This is a genomic window from Nostoc sp. (assembly GCF_036917455.1).
Lineage (GTDB): Bacteria > Cyanobacteriota > Cyanobacteriia > Cyanobacteriales > Nostocaceae > Nostoc.
In genome coordinates this window covers 1-11,452 of the sequence record NZ_JBALDK010000245.1, presented here as the reverse complement: position 1 = coordinate 11,452, position 11,452 = coordinate 1, and the positions used below count along the sequence as shown (strand labels likewise).

At 42.3% G+C, this 11,452-nt stretch carries 9 protein-coding genes; 5 read left to right on the top strand and 4 right to left on the bottom strand.

Annotated features, from left to right (window positions below):
* Window positions 1–178: 178 nt before the first annotated feature.
* On the bottom strand, window positions 179–940 hold the full coding sequence (locus V7K42_RS27250; RefSeq protein ID WP_334920615.1) for a 3'-5' exonuclease: 762 nt from the start codon (window positions 938–940) through the stop codon (window positions 179–181).
* A 223-nt stretch (window positions 941–1,163) separates the two neighbouring features.
* Here V7K42_RS27250 and V7K42_RS27245 point away from each other — a divergent pair, with 223 nt between their 5' ends.
* The gene (locus tag V7K42_RS27245) at window positions 1,164–2,252 is read left to right on the top strand and encodes a pentapeptide repeat-containing protein (RefSeq protein ID WP_334920613.1); all 1,089 of its coding nucleotides are present in this window, start codon (window positions 1,164–1,166) and stop codon (window positions 2,250–2,252) included.
* A 66-nt stretch (window positions 2,253–2,318) separates the two neighbouring features.
* Here the strand turns inward: V7K42_RS27245 and V7K42_RS27240 are convergent, their stop codons facing one another.
* The 3 genes from V7K42_RS27240 to V7K42_RS27230 all read right to left on the bottom strand — a co-directional run bounded on the left by V7K42_RS27240 (window position 2,319) and on the right by V7K42_RS27230 (window position 4,785).
* The gene (locus V7K42_RS27240; protein WP_334920611.1) at window positions 2,319–2,540 is read right to left on the bottom strand and encodes a type II toxin-antitoxin system HicB family antitoxin; all 222 of its coding nucleotides are present in this window, start codon (window positions 2,538–2,540) and stop codon (window positions 2,319–2,321) included.
* A gap of 145 nt (window positions 2,541–2,685) precedes the next feature.
* Window positions 2,686–3,639, bottom strand: a complete 954-nt coding sequence (locus V7K42_RS27235; RefSeq protein ID WP_334920609.1) for a heme o synthase — start codon at window positions 3,637–3,639, stop codon at window positions 2,686–2,688.
* 189 nt (window positions 3,640–3,828) lie between these two features.
* A complete protein-coding gene (locus tag V7K42_RS27230; protein WP_334920607.1) occupies window positions 3,829–4,785 on the bottom strand; it encodes a COX15/CtaA family protein in 957 nt (318 codons plus the stop codon).
* Window positions 4,786–5,436: 651 nt separating this feature from the next.
* Here V7K42_RS27230 and V7K42_RS27225 point away from each other — a divergent pair.
* From V7K42_RS27225 to V7K42_RS27210, 4 genes are all read left to right on the top strand, one after another.
* Window positions 5,437–6,519, top strand: a complete 1,083-nt coding sequence (locus tag V7K42_RS27225) for a cytochrome c oxidase subunit II (RefSeq protein WP_334920605.1) — start codon at window positions 5,437–5,439, stop codon at window positions 6,517–6,519.
* A 68-nt stretch (window positions 6,520–6,587) separates the two neighbouring features.
* Window positions 6,588–8,324 carry a cytochrome c oxidase subunit I gene (gene ctaD / locus V7K42_RS27220; protein WP_334920604.1) on the top strand — a complete coding sequence of 579 codons (1,737 nt, stop codon included), beginning with the start codon at window positions 6,588–6,590 and terminating at the stop codon, window positions 8,322–8,324.
* Window positions 8,325–8,430: 106 nt separating this feature from the next.
* Window positions 8,431–9,057 carry a cytochrome c oxidase subunit 3 gene (locus V7K42_RS27215; protein ID WP_334920602.1) on the top strand — a complete coding sequence of 209 codons (627 nt, stop codon included), beginning with the start codon at window positions 8,431–8,433 and terminating at the stop codon, window positions 9,055–9,057.
* An 840-nt stretch (window positions 9,058–9,897) separates the two neighbouring features.
* Complete coding sequence (locus V7K42_RS27210) at window positions 9,898–11,166, top strand: serine/threonine-protein kinase (protein ID WP_334920600.1); 1,269 nt, start codon at window positions 9,898–9,900, stop codon at window positions 11,164–11,166.
* Window positions 11,167–11,452: the final 286 nt, after the last annotated feature.

The window sequence follows — 11,452 nt, the reverse complement described above, 5'->3', positions numbered from 1 at the left end:
TCTCAGTTGCACTCGATTTAATAAATCCTCAACATTTAAGAAACTGGTTTGCTAGTTGCTGCTACTGTACCTCATAATAGCCGGAAGTGCTGTAAAGATTGATCACACCTTTAGCCAACGGCTGGGATACCATAGGCACAATCACTTTATTTGAGGAAATACATGAACTTTGCTTAGATTACTGACAAAATTCAATTGGGCTTACCATAAAAGGAAGTTCTTTGGTATCATCCACAGCCATTTTCCTCACCCATATCTTACGTTCAGGAACCCATTTAAAACCTGCTTTTTTTGCAATTTCCCTATTCTCATAGGTTACAAGAGCTTTAAACCAAGCTTTGGGTCTTAACGCTACTTCAAACATGGCGTTCAGGTTCTCCATCCGATCAAAAAGATATGCGATCAATTGGCAGTCTGTTAATGCCCTATGATTTCCAAAAATACCAACATCATGCGCGGCGGCTAATTCAATAAGAGATTGACCAAATCGGATTTGACGAGGCCATTTGAATTCAGTACAGGTACAAACCCAACGAAGTGGTTCATTGTTAGAGTTCGACAAAACAGGTAACAGACTGTTTCCATTATTTGAAGAACCAAACCACTTCTGATCAAACTCAGCATTGTGTGTCACAATGACTTGCGCCTTCTTTGCCATCTCAGTTATCATCCACACATTTTCAGCTGCTTGTTCTTTTGTTATTTCCATTAACGGTGCTGGCTTAATCCTGTTTATATGCTCCGCCGGATTATTCTGTGCTGGGAGAAGAGCTGAATATTGTTTGATAGTAGTTTGGTGCTTCACCGAATACAGAATAGCTCCTAACTCTATAACCTGCCCTGTCTTAATATCTAAGTCTGTGGTTTCTGTATCAAGGATTAGAACCTGATCGGGTGTAGGAAACTGAGCATTGGATGAAATGAAGGAAATTTGGTTCATAATAGAAGTAGAAATAAATAATTGAAAACATGCCTACCAAGTTGAAAGCTTGGGGGCATTTTTTTGGCTTTTCGCAGCCGAATATATACACGTTACTGTGCCTGTATTATTTTGTCAACACTAGCGTGCATATTACCTTTATCATTATTACGTTAGCGGCATCAACCTTCATTAGTGTATAGTATTATTTATATGCCTCGTAATGAAGTCTTAAAGAAAATTGATGAGAAAGATTAGCTGTAAGTTAAAAGACTTTATGGAAAAACGCCAGTTATCCCAGTACCAATTGGCTAAAAACACTCGTATTAGTGTCAATGCTATTAGCCGGCTTTACAAAGAAGAGTTTGATCGAATTGACTGCAACACTGCTGAAGCTTTATGTAATTACTTCGGCTGTGATTTGGGTGATTTGTTTATTATGCAAGCTGAAGGAATGAAAGAGGATGAGCTTATAGAACGGTATGATGCAGGAGAAAGAAATTTTTCTGGTGTAGACTTAGGCGGAGCTATTTTAAGTCAAGTAAGCTTGGCAGGAGCAAATCTAACAGGAGCAAACCTGACAGGAGCATACTTGTGTCAGGCCGACTTGAGCAAAACCAAATTAGATCAGACTGACCTGAGAAGAGCCGATCTTGAAGGGATAAACTTAAAAAGAGCAACACTCAGAGAGGCAAAACTCCTTTTTGCAAAGCTAGTGTCTGCAAAGTTATTTTATGCGGACTTGACTGAAGCAGATATCAGCCAAGCTTCTCTCCAAAATGCAGAGCTTGGGTGGGCAAACCTAAGTAAGACTGTTTTAAAAGAAGCAAATTTAGATAATGCAGAAATGGTTAGGGTCAACTTGAGAGGAGCAAACTTGACAAATGCCAAAGTGAGGAAAGCGAATCTCAAGTTTGCAGACCTGCGTGAGACAAAACTGATTAATACCGATATCGCTAATGCCAACTTAGAAGCAGCTTGTTTGGTTAATGCTGATCTGAGTAATGCTAACTTCAGTAAAGCCAAACTAAGAAAAGCTGATCTGAGTAGTAGCAACCTGAGATGTATCAACTTGACTGGTGCTGACTTGACTGATGCTGACTTGACTGATGCTGACTTGACTGATGCTGACTTGACTGATGCTGACTTGACTGGTGCTGACTTGACTGGTGCTGACTTGACTGGTGCTAACTTGACTGGTGTCAGTTTACGGATTGCTGATCTAACCAATGCTAATTTGGAACATGTTACCTTAAAGGGAGCAATCATGCCTGATGGTAAATTGCATCAATCTTTAAGCAGCGAAGAAGACAGATTCCTTGAACACTTTTAGCTTTTAAGCTAAAATCAGCTTGCACTGAGAGAACGAGCGTACTTATTTTTGATAACTTTACAAGGATTAGGTAACTTCTTCATCAAGTATTGATAGAGTATGACCCAAACGCAATCCTAGTACAATCCATCCTTCAAGAGTATCTTGCAAATCCTCCCGGCAAGCTTCTAATGTTGCAGCGTTTGCCCACACACCTTGACATTCTAGAATTTCGCCATAGAAACTTCCATCCTCAAGCAACTCATAAGTTGCTTTGTGCATTGCTGTACGAATGTAATTTGTCAACATTCAGTTTTTTAATCAATTTGGTTACAACTGAAATTTTATTTTTAATCGCAAATCCGCCAAACTCTAATTATTATGTATATTTTTTAAATTTCCGAAAATGCGATCGCGCCCCTTTACCAAACGCGATCGCTAAATTTTCCATCCCCTAAGCAATAAAATGCAGATAATTAATCGCTGCACTAATTAGATTATGGGTAACAGGAAGACTATCCACTACCATCCCCAGACACAACAGCATCATGTAGGAGATGGAAAAGAGAAACAACTCTTTAGCTACAGCGCGATCCTCTGGATTTTGCAACAACCGCCAAGATTTGTGGATAAATAATCCTCCCAGACTTACAGCGATCGCAGCATAAAGAATTCCACTCGCGCCCAAAGGATAAAACAATAGCACGGTTGCAACTACGGTTAGCAGTGTATAGTACCAAATCTGCCGTACTGTTGCTGTATCACCTTCAATCACAGGTAGCATTGGTATCCCAACCTTTGCGTAATCATCCCGAATCATCAGAGCTAATGCCCAGAAATGGGGTGGTGTCCACAAAAAGACGATGCCAAAAAGTAACCATGCTGACCAGCTTAAAGTGCCTGTGACAGCAGCCCAACCCACTAACGCCGGAATTGCCCCAGCGGCTCCACCAACAACGATATTCTGGGTGGTGTGGCGTTTCAGCCAGTGGGTATAGACCAAAATATAAAAGACGATGCCAGAGAAGGCTAGCGAGGCAGCTAACAAATTGGCAAATACTGCTAGTAATGTAAAGGAAAGCGTCGCCAGTGCGATCGCAAAAATTAGAGCATCGCGCGGCTGAACCTTACCGGATGGCATCGGACGATGGCGCGTCCGCTCCATGTCATAATCAATATCGCGATCGTAGATACAGTTAATCGTCTGGGCGCTTGCAGCAGCCAAAGTGCCACCAGTGAGAGTTACTAGCAACAGCAATGGGTCAACTTCTCCCTTAGCAGCAATCCACATACTCCCAGCTGTGGTAATCAAAAGCAACGGAATAATCCGAGGCTTCGTTAGCTGGTAATAACTTTGAACTACCTGGAAGAATGTTTGGTGGTGGCGAGAGACATTAGTCTCAATCATTTTGGCTCTGGTTCCTTATTTTTCAACAAAAACTTATATACAGCCCATGCTCAAGCTGGCTCTTTCAGACAAACGAAAACACAGATTTTCTGCACCTGCGTAGGTCGCAATACTCGCCGTTGCGTCCTTCATCGTTTAGTAGGGGGCAGGGGGAGAAGAACTATTAATTATTGCCCAATGCCCTATTCCCTACTCAACACGGGCTAAACGCCCCGCTTCCGCTAACAGCACTCGTGACTCACCACTTGAATCACGGATTGCAAGAACTGTGAAAGCCACCAAAGTACCCAGCAAAGCTGCTCCTATAGCTTGATGAGAGACGGTGAGAGGCTCGACTTGGAGATGTAATTTGAAAGTGGCGAATCCCAACAAGATTTGTAATGTCAACAACCCACCAGCGATATTTGCCAGTCGCCGTAAGGCTGGATGTAGTGCTGGTGTCCGCCAACAGATAAATATCATTGCCAAGATTGCCACTGTTGGCGGCACCAAACCAGCAATATGGCTGTACATCACAGTACAAAGTTGAGAACCGCCTAAGCATTGGTGTAGCGCCCAGCGAGAGCCTACCAAAGCACCCAAGAGACTTTGCAGGTAAACCAGAACAGCAGCAGTTAAACCTACCCAAGGCAACTTACCAACGGTTCCAGTCCCCTGATAGGGGGTGAGTGCTGTGCCGATAATCAGGAGGGTACTAAAAAATAACAGCGCCGTTCCTAAATGAGCGGTAACGATATCAAACCGCAACAGTTCAGTAACGGTAAGCCCTCCCAAGATGCCTTGGAAGACGATTAAAAACAGGGCGAATGTGGATGCCCAAGGTAGCCATTTGGGTAAGAAACGACGATGCCACCAGGACAAACCGAAAAGTGCGATCGCGCTTACACCAATTAAAGCTGCATCCAATCTGTGAAACCATTCTAAGAACACCTGGAGATTCATTTGCTTGGCTGGTACGAGTTCGCCATAGCATAAGGGCCAGTCTGGGCAAGCAAGTCCAGCATTCATCACGCGGGTGGCACTGCCTATTGCCATCAAAATTAAGGTGGCTATGCATATTTTCCACACCAAGCGCCGAATCATTTCCTTGGGCTTTTGCTGCTCAACTGCCGCTTCATTTTGTTGTTGTAGGACAAATTCGCTCATGAAGGATACTTTCTGCCCGCTCTTGGTGGATCTCTTAAAATTTTCAATTTTCTTTTAGCGTCCTATCTTCACCCTAGCGTATAGGCTCAGGGTTTATAGATTAGCACTCACTTATACTTTGAATCACTCCAGAAAGGTTTTGCCTGAAGCTTTAGGTATTTTTCAAGATGTGAAAAATTGATGAATCACAATTAATTTAAACATTCTAAATTTTTCATTAAATTTATTCATTAATTGATATCTACTTTTGAGAGAAGTCAGGGGGAAGGGATCAGAAGTAACCCTGAATGCATTTAAAAGCCTGGGATTGAAGCACTGGGTTTTAAGTAAGTAGGTGGGAAAATTTATAACTATGTCATTGCGAATGGAGAGAAGCGAAATGAAGCAATCGCATGGGTTTCGAGGTTTTCACATTTTGTTACATAGTTCGGTTTATTTCAGCCAACCTACTTATCCCCAAAACTAAAGTTAAACTTTTCATTCATAATTATTTCCTCTTGCTTCTCAATAGTCACCTTGTACCCAAAATTAGTAAAATAGTTAAAAAACTTAATAAAAAATTCAGACCATAATACTCTACACCTTCCAGCCTAGACTACCTTAGTAAGTGGGCAGCTTTAAGATAACGTAGTAAATTCAATTAAGTAAGCCGTGAAGATTCCAAGTTCAATCTGGACATTACTCATTGGCATCGTGCTAACCCTAGCCAGCCTTTGGTACGGTCAAAATCACGGTCTGTTGCCAGTAGCAGCAACGGATGAAGCCGTATTAGTGGATGGTCTGTTCAACGCGATGATGGTCGTTTCTACAGGTATATTCCTGTTAGTTGAAGGTATTTTAATTTACTCTGCATTTAAATACCGTCGGCGTGCAGGTGACAATGAAGACGGCCCGCCAGTTGAGGGCAATGTACCTCTAGAAATTCTCTGGACGGCGATCCCTGCAATTATCGTTATCGGCATTTCTGTTTACAGCTTTGATGTTTACAACGAAATCGGTGGCTTTGATCCCCATGCAATCCATCAAGCGCCGATGAATCAGGAGTCGATGGCAATGCCTGGAAGTGCTATGGCTGCAACTTTAAGCGATACTCCTCCCAGCACCGAACCCAACCTCAATCAAGAAAAATCTGATGAGGCAATGCAAGATCCAGCTACGGCAGAAGTTCGTAATGCTGACCAAATTCCCCAACTGCGGAATGCTCCAGGTGTAGGTAGTGTTGCTCCGACAATTGGGGGAACTCCTGATAAAGCAGGCAAACCAGCACAATTACAGGTCAACGTCACAGGTCTACAATATGCCTGGATTTTCACATATCCTGAAACTGGTATAACTACAGGTGAAATGCACGTCCCCATCGGCCGAGAAGTGGAAATCAATATGACAGCCAACGATGTCATCCATGCCTTTTGGGTGCCAGAGTTCCGCCTGAAACAAGATGCGATCCCAGGTAGGCAAAGCGAGATTCGCTTCACCCCCCAAAAAGCAGGAGATTATGTTCTAATCTGTGCTGAACTTTGTGGCCCCTATCACGGTGCAATGAGAGCGCCAGTAGTTGTTGAGTCAGAAGAGGCATTTGACAAGTGGATGCAAGAACAGCTTGTTGCCAGCAAGGAAACATTAAATCAAGCCGTTGCTGTTAACCCAGCGAATTTATCCCCAAATGATTTTCTTGCTCCTTACACCAAGGACATGGGAATTAAACCAGAAATCCTCCATCAAGTTCACCATTAGTCAATTATGTTATTTAGTCAAAATCCAATGACTAATCACTAATGACTAATGACCAATGACTAACAACTATGACACAAGCTCAGTTGCAAGAAACTGCCAATATCCCTGCCCTTCTTGAGGAACCAGGGGTCAGAAAATGGCAAGACTTCTTTGGCTTTCAAACCGACCATAAGGTGATTGGGATTCAATACCTAGTCACTTCGTTTATTTTTTACTGCATTGGCGGCGTAATGGCTGACTTGGTTCGCACCGAACTGCGAACCCCAGAGGTAGATTTTGTCACCCCGGAAGTCTACAACAGTCTATTCACACTGCACGCCACAATCATGATTTTCTTGTGGATTGTGCCAGCCGGGGCAGGGTTTGCTAACTATCTAATTCCTCTGATGATTGGGGCAAAAGATATGGCATTCCCTCGGCTGAATGCTGTGGCTTTTTGGATGATACCCCCTGCGGGTGTGTTGCTAATCGCCAGTTTAGTAGTCGGCGATGCACCGGATGCCGGTTGGACTTCCTACCCTCCCCTGAGTTTGGTGACAGGACAAGTGGGTGAAGGCATTTGGATTATGAGTGTCCTGCTACTGGGTACGTCCTCAATTTTGGGGTCGATTAATTTCCTGGTGACATTGCTGAAGATGCGTATCCCCAGCATGGACATTCACAAAATGCCCTTGTTCTGCTGGGCAATGTTTGCAACTTCGGCGCTAGTTTTGGTATCAACCCCAGTCCTCGCAGCAGGTCTGATTCTGCTTTCCTTTGACTTAATTGCTGGGACAACATTTTTTAACCCAACTGGCGGTGGCGACCCTGTAGTTTACCAGCACATGTTCTGGTTTTACTCTCACCCAGCCGTTTACATCATGATTTTGCCCTTCTTTGGAGCAATTTCAGAAATTATCCCCATTCATTCCCGCAAGCCGATTTTTGGCTATAAAGCGATCGCTTATTCATCTCTAGCCATCAGCTTTTTGGGGCTAATTGTTTGGGCGCACCACATGTTTACCAGTGGTATCCCCGGCTGGTTGCGGATGTTCTTTATGATCACCACTATGATCATCGCCGTACCCACAGGGATTAAAATATTTAGCTGGTTAGCAACCATGTGGGGTGGAAAAATCCGGCTTAATAGTGCGATGTTGTTCGCCATCGGCTTTGTCGGCACCTTTGTAATCGGTGGGATCAGTGGCGTAATGTTGGCAGCAGTGCCCTTTGACATTCACGTTCACGACACCTATTTTGTGGTGGCCCACTTGCACTATGTACTATTTGGTGGTAGCGTTCTAGGAATTTTTGCAGCTATTTACCACTGGTTCCCAAAAATGACGGGACGGATGGTAAACGAATTTTGGGGTAAGGTTCACTTTGCCTTGACAATTGTTGGTTTAAACATGACCTTCTTACCCATGCACAAGCTGGGTTTAATGGGCATGAATCGCCGCATCGCCCAATATGACCCCAAATTCACCACATTGAACGAAATCTGCACCTATGGTTCTTACATACTGGCAATTTCGACATTTCCCTTCATCATCAATGCGATTTGGAGTTGGTTGTACGGCGAGAAAGCTGGTAATAATCCCTGGAGAGCATTGACCTTAGAGTGGATGACGACTTCACCACCTGCGATCGAAAATTTCGATCAAACTCCAGTATTGGCTACAGGCCCCTACGACTACGGTTTGGAAAATGCTAATGAAGGTGTACCTTTAGACGATCCCAATCCAATCTTGTCTGGCGGGCCAAACTCAGTATTAAGAGCAGAACCCGATCCAGCCGTTGCTGCTAATCCCGAAGACCGCAAATAAACTGTGACTGGGGACTGGGGACTATGAATTTCTTTCCCTCTGCTCCCCTTGTCCCCTTGTCCCTCTACCTCTTTCCCCACTCCCCAATTTATCCTTTAAAAAATTCATGCAAAGTCAAACTATTGACCCAGCTAAAATCGAACTTAATCATCATCACGCGGCGGAAGCGTCCGTCGGTCATCACGAAGAACATCCAGACCATCGCCTGTTTGGGCTATATGTTTTCCTGATTGCTGAAGGGATGATTTTTATGGGGCTGTTCGGAGCTTACTTGGCTTTCCGTGCTACCTTACCTGTGTGGCCGCCAGCAGGGACTCCAGAATTAGAACTATTGTTACCTGGAGTCAACACCATCAATCTAATTTCTAGTAGTTTTGTCATGCACAATGCTGACACTGCTATCAAAAAGAACGATCCGCGGGGTGCGCGAATCTGGTTAGCAATTACGGCGGCGATGGGTGCTATTTTCTTGGTGGGTCAAGTATATGAATATACCCATTTAGAATTTGGTTTAACTACCAATTTATTTGCCAGTGCATTTTACGTTTTGACTGGTTTCCACGGATTGCACGTTACCATCGGCGTTTTGGCAATTGTTGCCGTGTTGTGGCGATCGCGCACTCCGGGTCACTACAGTAACGAAAAGCACTTTGGCATTGAAGCAGCCGAAATCTACTGGCACTTCGTTGACGTGATTTGGATTATTTTGTTCGGATTAATGTATCTACTGTGAGTATTAATTATTAGTTGTTTACTCCACGCGAACAACTTAGATATGCCCCCTATTGGGGGCTTTTTTAATGAACAGTAAATACAGTTTTAGGACTAGCCCTTTCAAGGTGTTCAACGAAAATACATTGTTTTAGTGCTATTATCCTAAGTTCTTCGCTCAGATATTGGGCTTTTTGAAGGTTGAAATCATTAATCTTCGTTCCAAATTTTACCACCTTGAAAGGGCTAGTCCTAAGTTCTTACTTTCTCTAAATGCATGTGTTAATAAATTTACAGTGGATACTGCAAGGATATTTAGTCCATTAAATTCCTCTGTTCAATGTTTTTTTCAATTAGTCAACCCAAACATTAAAATAAATTACTTAAATCCTGAATATTGTCTTCTACCTAAAGTTATAAATAACGGATAGTCCGGCATCAAACCCTCAATAATGCTGCGTTATGAACTTCGTTCTAACACAACGCCAGTTCCTACAAAGAGGGAACCTCCCAACGGGAAAACCAGTCGCCTACAGCGCTGGATTCACCGCAATGCACTGGCTCCCATACAATACCTAATTTTGTTCAAAAATTCAATACGATTCCTATACTATAAAGTGGTGTTAAATTTACTTAAGTGATAGAATTTACTAAATTATTCCGAAAACAAATTTTATTTTATATGTAAGATACCTATAAAGGTATTAAATCAACTAAGTCAAGAGGTTAACCATAAAACTGCTCTAAAGCAGAGGTTGTCTAACAAGCTGGCTAGCTCAAATATCAACAAATCTAGCGGCTGATATTCATCCCCTCACCCAAGCTCTGAATGGTCAGTAAATTAATAAGTAGTATACGCCACATGAGCCAGAACCCTCTAGTCAGAAAAACACTCCGCAGTCGCTTTGAGACTGTCAAACTGCTGGGAAGCGGAGAATCTGGTAATACTTACTTGTTAGCAAATGCTAGACGGAACAGACATCATAAATACTCTTTCACCAGAAAAACACTTCGGAATCGCTTTGAGATTATCAAACACTTAGGAAGCGGAGGTTCTGGTGATACATACTTAGCCATAGACCTAGATTTACCAGGACAACCTCATTGTGTTGTCAAACATTTAAAACCAAAAGATTCCAATCCTGCTGTTCTACCCATCGCTAAAAGCTTATTTGATCGGGAAGCAGAAGTTTTATACCAACTAGGCAACGATCACGATCAAATTCCGAGACTGTTTGCCCATTTTGATGAAGATGGAGATTTCTATTTAGTCCAGGAATTTATTGATGGTCATGCATTGACTCAAGAAATTGTACCAGGTCAGCGTCTTAGCGAGAATACAGTCTTCAACTTATTAAAAGATATCCTGGAAGTGCTGGCATTTGTCCACCAAAATGATATTATTCACCGGGATATCAAGCCCCAAAATTTAATGCGGCGGTACTCCGATCGAAAGATTGTGCTAATTGACTTTGGGAGTATTAAGAAAATTGGTGCTTTGGTACCAGGCTTAACAATTGCTGTTGGAACTCCTGGCTATATGCCTAGCGAACAGGCTAAGGGAAAGCCAAAACTTTGCAGCGATATCTATGCAGTCGGGATGATTGGCATTCAAGCTTTGACAGGTTTAATACCCGATCAACTACAAGAAGATCCTAATACTGGAGAAGTTCTCTGGCGCGATCGCGCACAGGTAAGTGATAGTCTTGCAAATATTTTAGATAAAATGGTTTGCGATCGCTATAACCAGCGTTATCAATCGGCCGCAGAAGCTTTGCAAGCACTTAATTCCGATCTGGAATTGCCACAATCCTCAAAATCTGTTGGCATCAACCAAAACACTGATGATACTTATTTGCTGAGTTATAGAAACTTTATTTTGCTACTAGGAATAGGGCTTGGTGCCACCACTAGTTTGATAGTGATAGTTTTAATCTACACATTTATTAATACAGGTGCATCATCTCCAAACCAACCCACTCAAATAAATAATTTTATAGAAAAATTGCTTGAGCAACGGTTAACTAATGTTAATGTGAATCGCTTAATAGCCAAAAAAGGAGTCTGTAAAAGCAATTGCAGCATTACAAAGACTACTAAAGAGCAAACTGAATCTCACCATAACAGTTAACTTTGATTTCTGTTCGCGCAGCGTGGCGTAGCTATATTTATTTGCTTAGATGGCAAGAGACAACAGTAAAAAAGGCTCTTTGAGTCATACTGAGTTTTTTCAAAAATCAAATATGAGTCATACATCAGAAAAAGCTAAGAATCTAACAGCAATCATAAAGATAGCTATTAACTAGCTATTATATATTCACTTTGAATCTAAATATTATTCAAGGATAAATACTTAGAGATTACTGTAAGATAAATACAATAAACAATATTTAAAAATATGGACAATACAAATCAAA

Bases quoted from the DNA above. Each gene is read 5' to 3' on its own strand.
- V7K42_RS27250 (WP_334920615.1), bottom strand. From the start codon at position 940: ATGAACCAAATTTCCTTCATTTCATCCAATGCTCAGTTTCCTACACCC.
- V7K42_RS27245 (WP_334920613.1), top strand. From the start codon at position 1,164: ATGAGAAAGATTAGCTGTAAGTTAAAAGACTTTATGGAAAAACGCCAG.
- V7K42_RS27240 (WP_334920611.1), bottom strand. From the start codon at position 2,540: ATGTTGACAAATTACATTCGTACAGCAATGCACAAAGCAACTTATGAG.
- V7K42_RS27235 (WP_334920609.1), bottom strand. From the start codon at position 3,639: ATGATTGAGACTAATGTCTCTCGCCACCACCAAACATTCTTCCAGGTA.
- V7K42_RS27230 (WP_334920607.1), bottom strand. From the start codon at position 4,785: ATGAGCGAATTTGTCCTACAACAACAAAATGAAGCGGCAGTTGAGCAG.
- ctaD (WP_334920604.1), top strand. From the start codon at position 6,588: ATGACACAAGCTCAGTTGCAAGAAACTGCCAATATCCCTGCCCTTCTT.
- V7K42_RS27215 (WP_334920602.1), top strand. From the start codon at position 8,431: ATGCAAAGTCAAACTATTGACCCAGCTAAAATCGAACTTAATCATCAT.
- V7K42_RS27210 (WP_334920600.1), top strand. From the start codon at position 9,898: ATGAGCCAGAACCCTCTAGTCAGAAAAACACTCCGCAGTCGCTTTGAG.